General features: G+C 63.3%; 15 protein-coding genes. 11 read left to right on the top strand and 4 right to left on the bottom strand.

Annotated features, from left to right (window positions below; translation table 11 throughout):
* The first annotated feature begins 199 nt into the window (after nucleotides 1-199).
* From F0A16_RS11955 to dcd, 7 genes are all read left to right on the top strand, one after another.
* Nucleotides 200-1,129: an AEC family transporter gene (locus F0A16_RS11955; RefSeq protein ID WP_149435636.1), complete on the top strand. Its 930-nt coding sequence runs from the start codon at nucleotides 200-202 to the stop codon at nucleotides 1,127-1,129.
* 25 nt (nucleotides 1,130-1,154) lie between these two features.
* Nucleotides 1,155-3,554: a DNA polymerase II gene (locus F0A16_RS11960; RefSeq protein WP_239023807.1), complete on the top strand. Its 2,400-nt coding sequence runs from the start codon at nucleotides 1,155-1,157 to the stop codon at nucleotides 3,552-3,554.
* Between the two features lie 226 nt (nucleotides 3,555-3,780).
* Nucleotides 3,781-4,509 carry a glutathione S-transferase gene (locus F0A16_RS11965; RefSeq protein ID WP_149435637.1) on the top strand — a complete coding sequence of 243 codons (729 nt, stop codon included), beginning with the start codon at nucleotides 3,781-3,783 and terminating at the stop codon, nucleotides 4,507-4,509.
* Between the two features lie 81 nt (nucleotides 4,510-4,590).
* Nucleotides 4,591-5,106 carry an S-ribosylhomocysteine lyase gene (gene luxS / locus F0A16_RS11970; protein ID WP_149435638.1) on the top strand — a complete coding sequence of 172 codons (516 nt, stop codon included), beginning with the start codon at nucleotides 4,591-4,593 and terminating at the stop codon, nucleotides 5,104-5,106.
* A 168-nt stretch (nucleotides 5,107-5,274) separates the two neighbouring features.
* A complete protein-coding gene (locus tag F0A16_RS11975) occupies nucleotides 5,275-5,736 on the top strand; it encodes a tellurite resistance TerB family protein (RefSeq protein ID WP_149435639.1) in 462 nt (153 codons plus the stop codon).
* A gap of 92 nt (nucleotides 5,737-5,828) precedes the next feature.
* Complete coding sequence (gene apbC / locus F0A16_RS11980; protein WP_149435640.1) at nucleotides 5,829-6,686, top strand: iron-sulfur cluster carrier protein ApbC; 858 nt, start codon at nucleotides 5,829-5,831, stop codon at nucleotides 6,684-6,686.
* Between the two features lie 226 nt (nucleotides 6,687-6,912).
* Nucleotides 6,913-7,479, top strand: coding sequence for a dCTP deaminase (dcd, locus tag F0A16_RS11985; protein WP_110599211.1), 567 nt, complete (start codon nucleotides 6,913-6,915; stop codon nucleotides 7,477-7,479).
* 121 nt (nucleotides 7,480-7,600) lie between these two features.
* On the opposite strand, the gene F0A16_RS11990 is transcribed toward dcd, so the two are convergent.
* The 3 genes from F0A16_RS11990 to purM form a co-directional block, all read right to left on the bottom strand.
* On the bottom strand, nucleotides 7,601-8,689 hold the full coding sequence (locus tag F0A16_RS11990) for an aldo/keto reductase (protein WP_149435641.1): 1,089 nt from the start codon (nucleotides 8,687-8,689) through the stop codon (nucleotides 7,601-7,603).
* Between the two features lie 172 nt (nucleotides 8,690-8,861).
* On the bottom strand, nucleotides 8,862-9,614 hold the full coding sequence (gene purN / locus F0A16_RS11995; protein WP_149435642.1) for a phosphoribosylglycinamide formyltransferase: 753 nt from the start codon (nucleotides 9,612-9,614) through the stop codon (nucleotides 8,862-8,864).
* The gene (gene purM, locus F0A16_RS12000) at nucleotides 9,611-10,705 is read right to left on the bottom strand and encodes a phosphoribosylformylglycinamidine cyclo-ligase (RefSeq protein ID WP_149435643.1); all 1,095 of its coding nucleotides are present in this window, start codon (nucleotides 10,703-10,705) and stop codon (nucleotides 9,611-9,613) included. The genes purN and purM overlap by 4 nt, the downstream gene beginning before the upstream one ends.
* A 231-nt stretch (nucleotides 10,706-10,936) precedes the next feature.
* Between purM and hda the strand changes: the two genes are divergently transcribed.
* Nucleotides 10,937-11,638: a DnaA regulatory inactivator Hda gene (gene hda / locus F0A16_RS12005; RefSeq protein WP_149435644.1), complete on the top strand. Its 702-nt coding sequence runs from the start codon at nucleotides 10,937-10,939 to the stop codon at nucleotides 11,636-11,638.
* A gap of 75 nt (nucleotides 11,639-11,713) precedes the next feature.
* Here the strand turns inward: hda and F0A16_RS12010 are convergent, their stop codons facing one another.
* Nucleotides 11,714-12,727 (bottom strand): LysR substrate-binding domain-containing protein, encoded by a 1,014-nt coding sequence (locus F0A16_RS12010; RefSeq protein WP_149435645.1) that lies wholly within the window; start codon nucleotides 12,725-12,727, stop codon nucleotides 11,714-11,716.
* 183 nt (nucleotides 12,728-12,910) lie between these two features.
* Here F0A16_RS12010 and F0A16_RS12015 point away from each other — a divergent pair, with 183 nt between their 5' ends.
* The 3 genes from F0A16_RS12015 (at nucleotide 12,911) to araG (ending at nucleotide 16,994) form a co-directional block, all read left to right on the top strand.
* Nucleotides 12,911-14,146 carry an aldose epimerase family protein gene (locus F0A16_RS12015; RefSeq protein WP_338100607.1) on the top strand — a complete coding sequence of 412 codons (1,236 nt, stop codon included), beginning with the start codon at nucleotides 12,911-12,913 and terminating at the stop codon, nucleotides 14,144-14,146.
* Nucleotides 14,147-14,463: 317 nt separating this feature from the next.
* On the top strand, nucleotides 14,464-15,456 hold the full coding sequence (locus tag F0A16_RS12020) for an arabinose ABC transporter substrate-binding protein (protein WP_149435646.1): 993 nt from the start codon (nucleotides 14,464-14,466) through the stop codon (nucleotides 15,454-15,456).
* A 44-nt stretch (nucleotides 15,457-15,500) separates the two neighbouring features.
* Nucleotides 15,501-16,994: an L-arabinose ABC transporter ATP-binding protein AraG gene (araG, locus tag F0A16_RS12025; RefSeq protein WP_149435647.1), complete on the top strand. Its 1,494-nt coding sequence runs from the start codon at nucleotides 15,501-15,503 to the stop codon at nucleotides 16,992-16,994.
* Nucleotides 16,995-16,999 lie beyond the last annotated feature (5 nt).

The raw sequence follows: 16,999 nt of genomic DNA on the forward strand, positions 1-16,999 counted from the left end.
CATCGCCCTCCATCGTCGTGACGCGGAAACGGGTCGAGGAGGGGCTCGAGCTCAGCCCCTGACAACTGTCATGGTGGTCTGGATAGGGCGTGGCGAATACTGCGATCCCGTAGTAACCCAGAGCCCGGCCGGCGAGACATTCAAATGTTAAAGTCAGCGGCCAAACCGTTACCGCCGACCGTTGCTCAAGGAACCCCGGATGGCCGAAATCGATCTTTCCCAGTCACTATGGATGCTGCTCTTCTTCGTCGCGCTGGGTTGGCTGGCGGCGCGGCGGTTGAGGGTCGATCCTCGGCCGATAGCGACGCTGCTCGTCTACATCATTTCACCGCTGACCTTCTTCCATGGCCTGACCCAGGGGCAGCCCAGCGCCGACAAGCTGATACTGACGCTCAGCGTGCTGTTGCTGGCGACGTGCCTCTGTCTTGCGGTCAACAGGGTAGCCAGCCGCTTTTTCGCCGAACAGGAGCGGGCGCTATTGGCCTTTTCCGCCGGGACCGGCAACACGGGCTATTTCGGTTTCCCGATCGCGCTGGTGCTGCTGCCGCCGGAGGGGGTCACGCTCTATCTCTTCTGCATGCTGGGTGTCTCGCTCTACGAGTTCACGGTCGGTTTCTATGTCAGCGCCCGGGGACGTTTCTCGGTGAAAGAGAGCCTGACCCGACTGGCGAGGCTGCCGCTGATCTACGCCTTCGCGACCGGCATGCTGGTCAGCGCCCTCGACTGGCAGATACCGGATGTCGTCGCGGATGGGCTCGACTACTTCAAGTACTGCTTCACGGTGCTGGGGATGATGATCATCGGCATGACCCTGGGACGCGTGACGTGGCGGGAGTTCGACCTGCGCTTCGTCGCCGGCTGCGTGGTGGTGCGCTTCGTCGTCTGGCCGTTGGCGACGCTATTGATGGTGCTGCTGCTGCGGATGAGCGTGGGCGTCTCGGACTCGCTGGCGCTGGCATTTCTGCTCATCGGCGCCGTCCCCATGGCCGCCAATGTGGTGGTCATCGCCATGGAACTGGAGATTCGCCCCGAGAAGGGCGCCATCGCCGTGTTGATCACCACACTGGCCGCGCCCTTGCTGATACCGGTCTACCTCGGGGTCGCGCTACCGTGGGTGCTCTCCTTCTAAGTGCTCTCCGAACGGAAAGGGACGGGTGTCGACCACCGTGCAATCGAATAGCGTGACGCAACAGGGCTTCATTCTGACCCGCCAATGGCAGGACACGCCGACCGGTACCGAGGTATCGCTTTGGCTGGCCACCGATGACGGGCCGCGATTGGTACGCCTGCCGCCGCAGACATCGGTGGCTTTCATCCCAGCCGATCAGCGCGAGAGCGTCGAGCGCTCGATTCGCCGTGAGCGCGATGTCGAACTGCGAGAACTCGATCTGAGGGACTTCGATCACCGTCCGGTGCTCGGCCTCTATTGTCGTCAGCATCGTCAGTTGATGAACCTGGAGCGACGTCTCGCCGATGCCGGCGTCGACCTGCTCGAGGCCGATATCCGACCGCCGGACCGTTACCTGATGGAGCGCTTCATTACCGCGCCGGTCGTGGCGATGGCTACCCAGGCGGCCGACGGTTCCCTGATCGACGCCCAGTTGAAGCCGGCGCCGGATTATCGGCCGCAGTTGACACTCTGCTCGCTGGACATCGAGACCAGCGAGCGCGGCGAGCTCTACTCGATCGGCCTGCATGGATGCGGCCAGCGCATCGTCTACATGCTGGGGCCGCCGGCGGGCAACGGGAGCAAGGCCGATCGCGAGCGGGATTTCGAACTCGTCTACTGCGACTCCCGCGCCGATCTGCTGCACGCGCTGAACGCCTGGTTCGCGCGCTTCGACCCGGATGCGATCATCGGCTGGAGCGTGATCCAGTTCGACCTGCGCCAGCTGCAGCGTCACGCGGATCGCCTGAATGTCGCCTTGCGGCTGGGGCGAGGCGGAGCGACGGTGGAGTGGCGGGCGCATGGCCACCAGCCCAATCACTACTTCGTCACCATTCCGGGGCGGCTGGCGATCGACGGCATCGAGGCGCTGCGCTCGGCGACCTGGAGCTTTCCCTCCTTCAGCCTCGAAAACGTCGCCCAGACGTTGCTCGGCGAGGGCAAGGCGATCGACAACCCCTATCAACGCATGGCGGATATCAACCGCATGTTCGCGGAGGACAAGCCGGCGCTGGCGCGCTACAACCTCAAGGATTGCGAACTGGTGACGCGCATCTTCGAGCACACCCGGATCATCGACTTCCTGCTCGAACGGGCCAGCGTCACCGGGCTCTCCGCCGATCGCAGCGGTGGCTCCGTCGCGGCATTTTCGCATCTCTATCTGCCGCGCATGCACCGGCTCGGGTTCGTCGCCCCGACGCTGGGCAGCCGCGACGGCGAGGACAGCCCGGGCGGCTACGTGATGGACTCGCGCCCGGGCCTCTACGATTCGGTGCTGGTGCTCGATTTCAAGAGTCTCTATCCCTCCATCATCCGCTCGTTTCTGATCGATCCGGTCGGTCTGGTGGAAGGGCTGCGCACGCCGGATGAAGCACACTCGGTGGCGGGATTTCTGGGGGCGAGGTTCTCTCGAACCGCCCACGCCCTGCCGGCGATCGTCGAGCAGGTGTGGGAGGGGCGCGAGGCGGCCAAGCGCGAGGGCAACGCGCCCCTGGCCCAGGCGTTGAAGATCATCATGAACGCGTTCTATGGCGTACTCGGCTCGCGGGGCTGCCGGTTCTTCGATCCTCGACTGGCGTCGTCGATCACCATGCGCGGTCACGAGATCATGCGCCGTACGCGGGCGCTGATCGAGGCCGAGAGTTATACCGTTATCTATGGTGATACCGACTCGACGTTCGTGTGGTTGGGCGGGGCCCACGACGCCGAAGCCGCCAACACGATAGGGAGACGGTTGGTGACCAGGGTCAATGCCTGGTGGCAACGGCATCTGCGAGACGACCTACAGCTCGAAAGCGCCCTGGAACTGCAGTTCGAGACGCACTTCACACGCTTTCTGATGCCGACCATTCGCGGCACGGAAGAGGGCAGCAAGAAACGCTATGCCGGCTTGGTCCGCGAGGCGGACGGGAGTGAGCGACTGGTCTTCAAGGGACTGGAGTCGGTGCGCGCCGACTGGTCACCGCTGGCCCAGGCCTTCCAGCGCGAACTCTATCGGCGGGTCTTCGCCGATGAACCCTATCGCGATTATGTACGCGAGACCGTGCGTCAGACACTGGCCGGGGAGAACGACGACCAACTGGTATATCGCAAGCGCCTCAGGCGCAAGCTGGACGACTATCAGCGCAATGTTCCGCCCCACGTGCGCGCGGCACGTCTGGCGGACGAGTTCAACCGCCAGATGGCGCGTCCGCTTCAGTACCAGAATGGGGGCTGGATTCGCTACCTGATCACGGTTGCCGGCCCGGAGCCGTTAGAGAATCGGCGTTCGGCTATCGATTACCAGCACTATGTAAGCCGGCAGCTCCAGCCCGTTGCCGACGGCATTCTGCCGTTCGTGGGCGACGATTTCGAGCGCCTGACCGGACAGCAGTTGGGGCTGTTCTGAGCCCGGTTCGAAAGACATTGATGCCGAGATCGAGGCGGTGATAGCTAGCCGCTGCCTGCCTTTTTTGTTCTATGCTGGGGAGCGTATCGATCGATGTCGCCTGTCGTGACGACTTCGGGGTTGTCTGGCGGCAAATTCGCCGTCACCTGTCATGGGCATGGCGGTCGCATGGAGACGCCGCAAAACGGTGCTTCATGGAATCTTTTCAAGGAGGGAGAGGCAGGCGATGACCTACGAACTCTATTACTGGCCCGGTATCCCCGGCCGCGGTGAATTCATTCGTCTCGCGCTGGAAGATGCCGGTGCGGACTATGTCGATGTCGGCAATCAGCTCTCCTCGAACGGCGGTGGCGCCGGCGCGGTCAGCGAATTCCTCCATGGCGGCGAGATGGGAAAACCCCATTTCGCGCCGCCCGTGCTGAAGGCCGGCGAGATCGTGGTATCTCATGTCGCCAATATCCTGCAGTTTCTGGCGCCACGCCTGGGGCTGGTGTCGGATGACGACGCCAGCCTGGTCTGGGCCAACGGCCTGCAATTGACGCTGACGGATTTCGTTGCCGAGATTCATGACACGCACCATCCGATCGGCAGTTCGCTCTATTACGAGGATCAGCAGGACGAAGCGGCGCGTCGGGCCACGATTTTCGTGCAGGAGCGCTTGCCCAGATTTCTTCACTACTTCGAGCGGGTGCTCTCGGTCAACGCGGGTAACGAGGCCTACTTGGTGGGAACGGCGCACAGCTATGTGGATCTGTCCCTGTTCCAGGTGGTGACGGGCTTGCGTTACGCGTTCCCTCGGGCGATGGGGCGACTGGAGCCGGAAATACCCGAAGTGACCGCTCTGGTCGATCGCGTCAGTCAGCGACCGAAGCTTTCCGCCTATCTCACGTCCGACCGGCGACTGGATTTCAACGAGGGCGGCCTGTTCCGTCACTACCCCGAACTGGACGGGTGATGATTCGGAGTCGGCGCATGACAGCGCCGGTTAGCGTGCTAAAGTAGACGGACATTCGGACATGCCGATTAAGGAGGCAGCATGCCATTACTCGATAGCTTCATGGTCGACCACACCAAGATGAATGCACCTGCGGTGCGTGTCGCCAAGCAGATGAAGACACCGGGCGGCGACAATATTACCGTTTACGATCTGCGTTTTTGCATTCCCAACGAAGAGATCCTGTCCGAGCGCGGCATTCATACGCTCGAGCATCTGTTTGCAGGCTTCATGCGGCAACATCTCAATGGCGATGGCGTCGAGATCATCGATATCTCGCCGATGGGTTGCCGTACCGGGTTCTACATGAGCCTGATCGGTCAGGTCGACGAGCAGACCGTGGGGACTGCCTGGAAAGCGGCAATGGAAGACGTGCTCGAGCTCACGGATCAGAAATCGATTCCCGAGCTGAACGTCTACCAGTGCGGAACGGCAGAAATGCACTCGCTCGACGAAGCACAGCAGATCGCCCGCAACGTCACCACGCGAGGGATTGGCGTCAACTCCAACAGCGAACTCAAGCTGACCGAAGAGTTTCTCGCCGCTCACGGTGCATGACGCCACTCCGATGCTCCGCAAGGCGTCCGTTCAGATGCCAGACCCGCAACTTCGGTTGCGGGTTTTTCGTTCGGAGAATGGTTGAATCTGAAGGAGCTTCGAACCTTTCGGCCTTTCGGTGTCAAAACGTTACCCGATTGTTCGCCGTTCACCGCAGGGGATTGACCGATGCTCGATACCGTTCAGCAGTTCTTTCAACGCGTTCTCGCTACGCCGCAGTCCGCAAACCGGGACGTGATCACGCCACAATTGGCGGTTGCCGCGCTGTTGAGCGAGATTCTGCGCGCCGATTACGAAACCGAACCCGAAGAGTTGGCCATGTTGCGTCGGATGCTGATGGCGCAGTTTTCGCTGGACGAGGTTGCCGTCGATGAACTGGTCGACCAGGCGCAACGGCAGGTCGACCAGGCGGTGGATCATTTCCAGTACGTCTCTTTGCTCAACGAACGCTACGACTACGATCAGCGCGTCGAGCTGATCGCGGCCATGTGGCGTTTGGCCTATGCCGACCATGAGCTGGCGGCCCTGGAGGAGCACCGGATTCGCCGTCTGGCCGATCTGCTCTATGTGACCCATAGCGACTTCATTCGCACCAAACTGACCGTGCTGGGCGAGTTCAAGCGTTCATAGCTCGCCTCGGGATTGATCGCTGTCACCCCGTCGCTGCCTGCTCGGTCAGAATCGGGTGCTATTTCCGAGCGTGTTGCTAGGGTATAGAGGGTCTGCCTCGTTATACTGGTGGAAAGTCGCGCTTTGAACGTTGCAAGGAGTGGTTCGTGATCGAAGGCATCAAACATATCGTGGCCGTCGCCTCCGGCAAGGGTGGCGTCGGCAAGTCCACCGTCACCGCCAATCTGGCGTTGGCGATGGCGGCGGAAGGCTACCGCGTGGGCCTGCTCGACGCCGATATCTACGGTCCGAGCCAGGCGCGGATGCTGGGGCTGGCGGAGAACACCCGCCCCGAGGTGATCGACGAGAAGAGCATGAAGCCGGTGATGGCCCATGGCATCCAGGCGATGTCGATGGCGTTCATGGTCGATATCAATCAGCCCATGGTGTGGCGTGGGCCGATGGTCTCCGGTGCCTTCCAGCAGCTGCTCAACCAGACGCTGTGGGACGATCTCGACTTCCTGTTCATCGACATGCCGCCGGGCACCGGCGACATCCAGTTGACGCTGGCGCAGAAAGTGCCGGTGGATGGCGCGGTGATCGTCACCACGCCGCAGGACATCGCGCTGCTCGACGCACGCAAGGGCATCGAGATGTTTCGCAAGGTCAACGTGCCGGTATTGGGCGTGGTCGAGAACATGAGCCTGCACGTCTGTTCGAACTGCGGCCACAGCGAGCCGATCTTCGGCGCCGGTGGGGGGGAGCGCATTGCCGAGCAGTACGACACCCAATTGCTGGGCCAGCTTCCACTGCGGCTGTCGATCCGCGAACAGGCCGATGGCGGCAAGCCCAGCGTGGTAGCCGAGCCGGATGGCGAGGTCGCCGCCACGTTTCGTGCCATGGCCCGCACGGTCGCCAGCGGTGTCGCCGGGCAGGACACCGCTGGCCCCTCGATTTCCTTCAGCGACTGATCCCGTTCGGCGCGCGAGCCGCCGCCTGCTTCGTCCTGCCGGGGCTGGCGCGCTTCGGGCAGCCGCGTCTTCTCGCCGTTTATCACGGACGCTCGCCCTGGGTGGCGTTTTCGGGCGCGTCGTTTCCTTCACGGAAGCGGGCCGCTATCATGTCGCCCACCGATGAGTTTCCCCGATGATTTCATGACGTCGTGACGACGTCTGCCCCTGTCTCAAGGACGCCTGCATGAGCATTAAATCCGACAAGTGGATTCGCCGTATGGCGGAGCAGGAGGGCATGATCGAGCCGTTCGAAGCCGATCAGGTCCGCCACGTGAACAACCAGCGCGTGATATCCTACGGCACGTCCAGCTACGGTTACGATGTGCGCTGCGCCGACGAGTTCAAGGTGTTCACCAATATCCACTCGGCGATTGTCGACCCCAAGGCGTTCGACGAGAAGAGTTTCGTCGACATCAAGGGCGACGCTTGCGTAATCCCTCCCAACTCGTTTGCCCTGGCGCGCACGGTGGAGTATTTCCGTATCCCGCGCAGCGTACTGACGATCTGTCTGGGCAAGTCGACCTACGCGCGCTGCGGCATCATCGTCAACGTGACGCCGCTGGAGCCGGAGTGGGAAGGGCATGTCACCCTGGAGTTCTCCAATACCACCAACCTACCGGCGCGGATCTACGCCAACGAAGGCGTGGCGCAGATGCTGTTTCTGGAATCCGATGAGATCTGCGACGTCTCCTACAAGGATCGCGGCGGCAAGTATATGGGGCAGCGCGGCGTGACGTTGCCGCGCACCTGAAAGCACTACCCGGGTTGGCAATATTGCATTGAAAACGGCCGGCACAGCGTCAATCCTGACGATGTGCCGGCCGTTTTTGCCTTGTCTGCCTCGCTTGCGTTGTTGAGCGGTCAGCCGGCGGTCATTGGGCCGAGCGCTCGTCGGTACGATTCTTGATGGTCTCGCCGAAGCCGTCCAGGAACGGCTTCTCCGCCGGATCGAGTCGATCCATGCCGGAGACCACCCGATGCCAGTAGGGATAGAGCGGTGCCGGACGGGTCAGCCGCTCGAGACGCTGGTGCTCCTCCTGGCTCAACTCGAGGTCGGCGGCGGCGAGATTGTCGCGAAGATGCTCCTCGCTGCGGGCTCCCACGATCAGGGAGGTGACGCCGGGGCGGTCCTTCAGCCATGCGAGGCAGGCGCGCGGGATCGAGCAGTTGTGGGCCTCGCCGATGGCGGCCAGCGCCTCGATGATGTCGTAGGCGCGCTCCATGTCGTGGACGTAGGGCTCCGGCCAGCCGTTGCCCTGACGGGTGTCCGGCGGCGTCTTCTGGCCTCGGCGGACCTTCCCGGTGAGAAAGCCCTCGCCCAGAGGCCCCCAGATCAGCGATCCGAGGTTCTGGTCCAGCGCCAGCGGCATCAGCTCGTACTCCGCCTCGCGGGACTCCGGCGTATAGTAGATCTGCTGGCTGATCGGCTTGTTGAAACCGTGGAGTTCGGCCTTGCCGAGGGTCTTCATCATCTGCCAGCCAGTGTAGTTGGACGTACCCCAGTAGCGAACCTTGCCGCTGGCGACCAGATGGTGCATCGCCTCCAGCGTCTCCTCGATGGGGGTGACGCCATCCCAGTTGTGCAACTGATAGAGGTCGATATGGTCGGTGCCGAGCCGCTCCAGGCTGGCCTCGACGGCGCGCATCAGGTGATATCGCGAAGCACCGCTGGCGTTGGGGTTGTCGCCGAGCGGGCTTCTTCCCTTGGTGGCAAGGATAATGTCGTTGCGCTTGCCGCCCAGCGCCTTGCCGGTGATCTCCTCGGCCAGGCCCATCGAATAGAGATCGGCGGTGTCGATAAGGTTGACGCCGGCATCGAAGGCGATGTCGAGCAGCTTCCTGGCGCCCTTGACGTCGACGCTCGCGGCCTTCTCGAAACCGTTGGCGCCGCCGAAGGGCACCGTACCCAGTGTCAACGTCGACACCATCAGTCCTGAGTTGCCCAGCGGACGATAATCCATATCGCTGCTCCTCCTTGCTTGCCGAAACATTGGCCGACTGAAACGATTCGCCCGGCGAGGCGCCGGGCGATTGCGTCATGTCAGTCTGGCAAAGATTGGCGTCAGGGCAAGCCAGGGGAGAGGCCAATGACAACGGCACGATCCCGGTACGCCGGAACCGGCGCGTGAGGGGTCAGTCGTCGAGATCCTCGTCCAACTCTTCGGCGGCGTCGGCGTGGGACATGCGAAGGCCCGTCGGCGGCAACGGCATGTTGTCCAGCGCCACCTTGCCATCGGGCGACAGCTTGATCCGGCCTTCCAGGAACCAGCGTACCGCGATGGGATAGATCAAGTGCTCGCGGGCATGGACCTTTTCGATCAGGGTGTCGATATCCTGATCCGGTTCGACGTTGACCACGGCCTGGATCACCACTGGCCCGCCGTCGAGTTCCTCGGTGACGAAGTGCACACTGACGCCATGCTCCGAGACGCCGTCGGCCAGCGCTCGCCGGTGCGTGTCCAGGCCCTGGTAGGCGGGGAGCAGCGAGGGGTGGATGTTGAGCATGCGCCCACGGTAGTGATCGACGAAAGCGGGCGTGAGGATGCGCATGAAGCCCGCCAGCACCACCAGGTGAGGTTCGTGGCGGTCGATGACCTTGATCAGCGCGGCGTCGAAGGCGTCGCGGGTGTCATACTCGCGATGGGGCAGAGCGACGGCGTCGACGCCGGCATCCCTGGCGCGCTTGAGCCCGTAGGCATCGGCCTTGTTGGAGACCACGGCGACGATCTCGCCGCCACCGAGTTCCTCGTGCTGCTGGGCGTCCAGCAGCGCCTGCAGGTTGCTGCCGTTGCCGGAGATCAGTACCACCACCCGTGGTTTTTCGGCCGCGGCGGCCTCGAAGTCGTTCAGCGTATCGTGCTGTTGTGAAGGATAGTCACCGCTCATGCCGGTAGATTCTCCAACTGCACGGCCTCGGCGCCGTCACGGCGGGCGATGATATCGCCCAACCGATAGACCGTTTCACCGCTGGCTTCGAGATGGGCGATGGCCTGATCGGTCTGGTCGCGATCGACCGCGATGACCATGCCGATACCGCAATTGAGTACGCGGTACATTTCACGCTCTTCCACATTGCCCTGCTGCTGCAGCCAGTCGAAGATGGCCGGACGCTGCCAGCGGGTGACATCGATCCGGGCCGCCAGACCGTCCGGCAACACACGCGGAACGTTCTCGAGCAGACCACCGCCGGTAACGTGGGAGAGGGCGTGCACGTCGACGCCGCCGGAACGGATCAGCGACAGCAGCGGCTTGACGTAGATGCGGGTCGGCGCCATCAGCAGGTCGGCCAGCGGCTTGCCGTCGAGGGTCTCGTCGAGCTTGCCGCCACCGACTTCGAGGATCTTGCGGATCAACGAGTAGCCGTTGGAGTGCGGCCCCGAGGAGGCCAGCCCCAGCAGCACGTCGCCTTCGCCGACCTTGCTGCCGTCGAGTATCTCGGACTTCTCGACCACGCCCACGCAGAAGCCCGCCAGGTCGTAGTCGCTGCCCTCGTACATGCCGGGCATTTCCGCCGTCTCGCCCCCCACCAGCGCGCAACCCGCCTGGCTACAGCCCTCGCCGATACCGGTGACGACGTCGGCGGCGATATCCACGTCCAGCTTGCCGGTGGCGTAATAGTCGAGGAACTGTAGGGGTTCGGCACCGGCGACGATCAGGTCGTTGACGCACATCGCGACCAGGTCGATGCCGATGGTGTCATGTCGGCCCAGGTCCATGGCCAGGCGCAGCTTGGTGCCGACGCCGTCGGTTCCGGACACCAGTACCGGCTGGCGGTAGCCGCTGGGAATTTCACACAGTGCACCGAAGCCGCCGAGCCCACCCATGACTTCCGGACGCGAGGTGCGCTTGGCGACGCCCTTGATTCTCTCGACCAGCGCATTGCCGGCATCGATGTCGACGCCGGCGTCACGGTAGGTCAAGGAGTGCCGGCCAGACGAACCGGGCGCGTTCGGTGTGTCGGAAGAGGAGCGCGTCATGGGAGGACCTTTCTGAATGGGGATGATGTTCGGCGGGGCGCATTGTAGCATTGCTTCATTGAGGGAACAGCCGAAGGGCGACGAGAGCGCGATGACAACACAGCAAATCTGGAGCGCGATCGGAGGGATCGGGAGGATCGTCGCGGCCGCCTTGGGGGGGGGCTTGCCGTTTCGTGGCCGGGCGAGAAGCGTCTGCGTCGTCCAGCGCCCTTGCAGGGGGAGCGGATCAGCATGAGCGTCGGGCCGTCACAACTCCCGCTGGGTGTCGGTCTCCGCGACGACGCGACTCTCGCCAACTACTTGCCGGGCGACAACGCATCGCTGGTCTCGCACCTGACCGGGCAACTGCAAGAGGGCGGTGAAGCGTTTCTCTACCTGTGGGGGGGCGAGGGCGTGGGTTGTAGCCACCTGTTGCAGGCGGCTTGCCACCAGGCGGATGCCCAGGGCAAGCGCGCGCTCTATCTCCCGCTGGATACGCTGGGGCACTTCCCGCCCGACATTCTCGAAGAGCCGGAGCGTCTCGACCTGCTGGCCATCGATGACCTGCAACTGGTGGTGGGGCGCAAGCGCTGGGAGGAGGCGCTGTTCCACGGCTTCAACCGCTTGCGCGATGCCGGCAAACGGCTGGTGATCGCTGCCGACCGGTCGCCGCGTCAACTCGAGGTCAAGCTGCCGGACCTGGCCTCCCGCCTGAGTTGGGGGATGGTGTTCCATGTCCAGCCGCTGGACGACGCTCAGCGGCTGGCCGCTCTCCAGCTCCGGGCTCGGGTTCGCGGGATGGAACTGCCGGCGGAAGTGGGGCGGTATATCCTCCATCGCGGGCCGCGCCAACTGGATCCGCTGTTCGAGATCCTTTCGAGGCTCGATCGCGCTTCGCTGTCCGCCAAGCGCAAGCTGACCATTCCCTTCGTCAAACAGGCGCTGGAGTGGTGAGTCGAGCCTGCGCTAGTCGGGGGACTTTTCTGTCTCCTCCGCATCGCCGGTGTGGCGCAGATGAGCGAGCGACGCTCACAGCGTCACATCCCTGTAATGGGTCGCCACCCTGGCTTGAGCGTCGCTGTCTGAGGCCTTGCGCTCGCGGATCAACTGGTGGAGCGTGCTCATCAGCTTCGCGGCGCCGGGCGACATGCGTCGTTCGCGCAGACTGATCAGGCCGAAGGGTTGCACGCTGATGCTATCCGTCGACGGTAGGATCGCGAAGCGGGGCTGTGTGCACAGCAGGTCGGCGACCTCCCGGGTCGTCACCGTGACCGAATCCGACTTGTCGACCATGGCGAGCGCCATGTAGATGTCCGGCGTATTGATGATGCGCTGGGGGGGAGCGACCTTGTGGTGCAGGAATAGGTGCTCGACGCGCTGACGCATCAGCGCCCCCGGGGGCTGGAGCACCCACGGGTAGTCCAGCATCGGCGTCAGGTCGAAGCTCTCACGGGCGGTGAGCGGGTGATCCGCCCGGCACACGAAGCACAGCGCCTCCTCCCCGATCTCCTCGAACACGAAATCGCCGGCCGGCATACCGCTGGGGATCCGGGCGATGGCGAAGTCGAATTCGCCATCGCGCAACCGCGGCACCAGGTTGCGGCTGACGTCGACATCGATGTTGACCTCCAGGTGAGGGCTGTCGCGGTGTACGCGTTCCACCGCGCTGGCCAGCAGCGTCACGGCCGGCGCGAGGACCGTGCCGATGGAGACCGTCCCGGCGTTGCCGTCGTTGAGCGCGTTGATCTCCTCGCTGGCCTGGGTCAGCGAAGTCAACATGCCGCGGGCATGGCGAATCAGGCTCTCCCCGTACCAGTTGGGCGTCACCCCCCGCGAATGCCGGTCGAAAAGCGAGACGCCGAGCAGGTGCTCGAGGTCCCCCAGCAGCTTGGAAGCCGCGGGCTGACTCATGCCCAGCCGTTCGGCGGCACGATGAAGGTTGCGGCAGTCGTCGAGGGCGACGAACAGCTGGAGATGACGAAACTTGAGCCTGACGCGCAGGAACCAGTCCGGCGGCAGCAGCTCGGTGGAGTGAGACTTCATGCGACCATCCCCATCCCGCTCATGGATTCGACGTTTTTATAAGGCATGTTGCGCTGTTCTCGCATAGTCAGATCGGGGCGCCCGGTCTAGGGTTTAAACGATCGTGTCGGCGGAGAGGAGTCGGCCGGAACGTCAGGAACGACAATCGGAACGTGAAGCTCAAACGAAAAACAGGAGTTCGCCATGACTCGCCATCTCTTTTCTCTTCCTCGATGTCTCGGCATCGGCCTGTTGGGAGTGATGATCGGCCCGGCCTTTCTTCAAGCTCAGGCACAGACGATGTCGACCACCTCGTCGTCGGCCATGCCGCCGGGAATCGAGCGCTCCTCGTTCGGCCGGCTTCCGGATGGCCGCGAGGTCGACTGCTACCGCATCACCAACGACAACGGCATCGAGATGCGGGTCATCAACTACGGCGGCATCATCGTGTCGCTGAAGACACCCGACCGAACCGGACGGATGGATGACATCGTGCTGGGCTTCGACTCGATCGGCGATTATCTCTCCGACACCTATCGTCAGGCCAACCCCTACTTTGGTGCCTTGATCGGGCGTTACGGCAACCGGATCGCCAACGGTCGCTTTACGCTCGACGGGGAAACCTATCACCTGCCGACCAATGATGGACCGAACACGCTGCATGGCGGCGATGTCGGGTTCAACCAACGGCTGTGGCACGTCGAGCCTTTCTCCTCCGCCGAGGGGCGAGGGCTGGTGCTGACCTACACCAGCCCGGATGGCGAGCAGGGATTTCCCGGTCGGCTCTCGACGCGGGTCAGCTATACGCTGACCGATGACAATGAGCTGGCCATCGACTACCGCGCCAGGACGACCCGTGCCACGCCGGTCAATCTGACCCAGCACAGCTACTTCAACCTGAAGGGCGAGGGGAGCACCAGCGTGCTGGATCACGAGTTGATGATCAATGCCAGCGCCTACACGCCCATCGATGAAACCCTGATTCCGACCGGCGAGATCGCCGACGTCAGCGGCACGCCATTCGATTTTCGCCAGCCTACCGCCATTGGCGCGCGCATGGGCCAGAAGAATACCCAGTTGGCCTATGCCAAGGGTTACGATCACAACTTCGTGCTGAGCAAGACTCCCGGCCAGGGCGATTTGCCGACACTGGCGGCCAGGGTCATCGAACCCCGCAGCGGCAGGGTGCTCGAAGTGGCCACCACCGAACCCGGACTCCAGTTCTACTCGGGCAATTTCCTCGATGGAAGCCTCACCGGCAAGAGCGGACGTCCCTACACCCACCGTTCCGGCCTGGCATTGGAGACGCAGCACTTTCCCGACTCTCCCAACCAGCCGAACTTTCCCTCGACGATCCTGAAGCCCGACAAGACCTATCACTCGCAGACCGTCTATCGCTTCTCGACGACAGCGTCGGAAAACCAGCCCCACGCCGACTGAATCCCGCCCGGCGAAGGCCGGCACCGACAGTCTGCAGATTCCGCCAGAGTCGCCATCGCGGCGGCTCTGGCGGGATGAAACGCCTGTTTTAACCAAAGTCGTAAAAAGACTTTAGTCGGCCCGGCAGGTCCGTCCGCTGGCGTCCGCCCCGCCTGCTGGTTGTCCTCTTGGTTTGTTGATAACAAATTATGTATCGCTTCGCCGTATTATCGTTATTAGCCGGTTATCGAGTAACTGCTTAATGTCACGACAGTCATGACGTGGCAAACGTCATCCAATAACAAACTCGATGGCCCTGTGAGGGCTGGAGGCCGCCAATGATTCGCTTTCTGAAATCGTCACTATTCGTACTCGGCGTGACCGGCCTGGGGGTCGCCTCCGCGCCGCTCCATGCCCAGGACGACGTAAAGATCGGGTTCATCGTCAAGAAGCCCGAACAGGCGTGGTTCATCAATGAACAGGATGCCGCCAGTGCGCTGGGCGAACAGAAGGGGTTCGAGGTGGTGCGGCTGGCCGGTGAAGACGGCCAGCAGGTACTCAGTGCCATCGACAACCTGAATTCCCAGGGCGCGCAGGGATTCGTGATCTGCCCGCCGGACGTGCGACTCGGGCCGGCGATCGCCAACCGCGCCAAGCAGTACGGCATGAAGGTCGTGACCGTCGACGACCAGTTCCTCGGCGCGGATGGCAAACCCATGGCCTCCGTGCCGCACCTGGGCATGTCGGGCTACAAGATCGGCCAACAGGTCGGTGAGACCATCGCCAAGGAGATGAAGGCGCGGGGCTGGGATCCGCAGAGCGTGGCAGCCTTGCGCATCAGCAACAACGAGTTGCCCACCGCCAAGGAACGCACCGACGGCGCGACCGACGCGCTGCTGGATGCCGGCTTCGTCGAGGACAACATCTTCGACGCGCCGCAGCAGAACACCGACACCAGCAGCGCCTTCGCGGCGGCGTCGCCGGTGCTGTCCAAGAACGGCCGCTTCGAGCACTGGGTGATCTTCGCACTCAACGAGGAGAGCGTGCTGGGTGGCGTCAGGGCCAGCGAGCAGTACGGGTTGTCGCCCGATCAGGTGATCGGTGTCGGCATCAACGGCTCCGGCGCGGCGTTCGCGGAGTTCTCCCGCGAGAAGCCGACCGGCTTCTACGGCACGATTGCCGTCAGCTCGACCATGCACGGTCGCCAGAGCGCCGACAATCTCTATACCTGGATCACCGAAGACAAGGAACCGCCGGCCAATACCGAGACCACGGGCACGCTGATGACGCGTGACAACTGGCAGCAGGTTCGCGAAGACCTGGGCCTGTAAGGTCCGTTCGCGAAACCGGCCCCCCTACCGCTGAGGAGATTGGGATGGCGGAAGCTTATCTTCGCATCGATGGCATCACTGTCGAGTTTCCCGGCGTTCGTGCGCTGGATGGTGTCAGCTTCGCGGCGCGTGGAGGGGAAGTCCATGCCTTGATGGGCGAGAACGGGGCTGGCAAGTCGACGCTGCTCAAGGTGTTGAGTGGCGTCAACCGGGTCACCGGCGGACAGCTTTGGATCGGAGGCGAGCCGATCGTTTTCGCCAATGCGCGCGAGGCGCTGCGGCGCGGTGTCTCGATCATCTATCAGGAGTTGACGCTATCGCCCAATCTTTCGGTGGCGGAGAACCTGCTGCTGGGACAACTGCCGGTCAAGCACGGCTTTCTCGATCGGCGTCGGCTGCGCGAACGGGCGATGGCGATCCTGGAGGAGTTGGGCGAGGGGGATATTGACCCGTCGACCAAGGTGCGGGATCTCTCGATCGGCCAGCAGCAGATGATCGAGATCGGGAGGGCGCTGCTGCGCGATGCTCGCATCATCGCCTTCGACGAGCCGACCAGTTCGCTCTCGGTCCAGGAAATCCGGCATCTCAAGCGGATCGTCTCGCGCCTTCGCGACGAAGGGCGTGTGGTGCTCTACGTGACCCATCGCATGGAGGAGGTGTTCGAGATGTGCGACGCGGTCACGGTGTTTCGCGATGGCCGTCACATCCGCACCCACGACACCCTCGAAGGGCTCGACCACGACACTCTGGTCAGCGAGATGGTGGGGCGCGAGATCGAGGATGTCTACGGCTACCGCCCGCGGGAACGCGGCGACGTGTTGATGCGTCTCGAAGGAATAGAAGGGCGAGGCGTCAGGGCCCCGGTCAGTCTGGAGGTGCATCGCGGCGAGGTGCTGGGGCTCTTCGGATTGGTCGGCGCCGGTCGCAGCGAGCTGATGCGGCTGGTCTGCGGGGTCGAGCGCGCCTCGGCCGGCCAGGTCTCGTTCGATGGCACCAGCCGCCGGTTCGGCTCGGCACAACAGGCGATCCGCGCTGGCATCGCGATGTGCCCGGAGGACCGTAAGTCCCAGGGCATCTTTCCCGTGGCCAGCGTGTCCGACAATCTCAATATCAGTTGCCGTCGCTTCTTCAAGCGCTGGGGAGGCTTTCGCGACCCGGCGCGCGAAACCCGCAACACCCGGGACTATATCCGGCAGCTACGTATCAAGACGCCGGGGCCCAAGACCCCCATCGCCAACCTCTCCGGCGGTAACCAGCAGAAGGTGATTCTGGCGCGCTGGCTGGCGGAGGAGATCGACCTGTTCGTGATGGACGAGCCGACCCGCGGGATCGATGTCGGCGCGCGCCGGGATATCTACTCGCTGCTCTACGACCTTGCCGAGCGGGGCAAGGGCGTACTGGTCATCTCCAGCGACCTGGCGGAGGTCAGCTCCATTTGCGATCGCATCGGGGTGATGCGGAACGGAGAACTCATCGACATCGTCCCGCGAGAAGACGCGACGCCCGAGAGGCTGCTGGGCCTGGCGCTGCCGGCCTGAGACTG

The sequence above is a fragment of the Salinicola corii genome (genome assembly GCF_008298015.1).
Classification (GTDB): domain Bacteria; phylum Pseudomonadota; class Gammaproteobacteria; order Pseudomonadales; family Halomonadaceae; genus Salinicola; species Salinicola corii.

Excerpts from the sequence above, each read along its gene's own strand:
- F0A16_RS11990 (WP_149435641.1), bottom strand. The coding sequence starts at position 8,689 with ATGGATTATCGTCCGCTGGGCAACTCAGGACTGATGGTGTCGACGTTG.
- araG (WP_149435647.1), top strand. The coding sequence starts at position 15,501 with ATGGCGGAAGCTTATCTTCGCATCGATGGCATCACTGTCGAGTTTCCC.
- F0A16_RS12020 (WP_149435646.1), top strand. The coding sequence starts at position 14,464 with ATGATTCGCTTTCTGAAATCGTCACTATTCGTACTCGGCGTGACCGGC.
- luxS (WP_149435638.1), top strand. The coding sequence starts at position 4,591 with ATGCCATTACTCGATAGCTTCATGGTCGACCACACCAAGATGAATGCA.
- hda (WP_149435644.1), top strand. The coding sequence starts at position 10,937 with ATGAGCGTCGGGCCGTCACAACTCCCGCTGGGTGTCGGTCTCCGCGAC.
- purM (WP_149435643.1), bottom strand. The coding sequence starts at position 10,705 with ATGACGCGCTCCTCTTCCGACACACCGAACGCGCCCGGTTCGTCTGGC.
- F0A16_RS12010 (WP_149435645.1), bottom strand. The coding sequence starts at position 12,727 with ATGAAGTCTCACTCCACCGAGCTGCTGCCGCCGGACTGGTTCCTGCGC.
- purN (WP_149435642.1), bottom strand. The coding sequence starts at position 9,614 with ATGAGCGGTGACTATCCTTCACAACAGCACGATACGCTGAACGACTTC.
- F0A16_RS12015 (WP_338100607.1), top strand. The coding sequence starts at position 12,911 with ATGACTCGCCATCTCTTTTCTCTTCCTCGATGTCTCGGCATCGGCCTG.
- F0A16_RS11975 (WP_149435639.1), top strand. The coding sequence starts at position 5,275 with ATGCTCGATACCGTTCAGCAGTTCTTTCAACGCGTTCTCGCTACGCCG.
- F0A16_RS11965 (WP_149435637.1), top strand. The coding sequence starts at position 3,781 with ATGACCTACGAACTCTATTACTGGCCCGGTATCCCCGGCCGCGGTGAA.
- F0A16_RS11955 (WP_149435636.1), top strand. The coding sequence starts at position 200 with ATGGCCGAAATCGATCTTTCCCAGTCACTATGGATGCTGCTCTTCTTC.
- dcd (WP_110599211.1), top strand. The coding sequence starts at position 6,913 with ATGAGCATTAAATCCGACAAGTGGATTCGCCGTATGGCGGAGCAGGAG.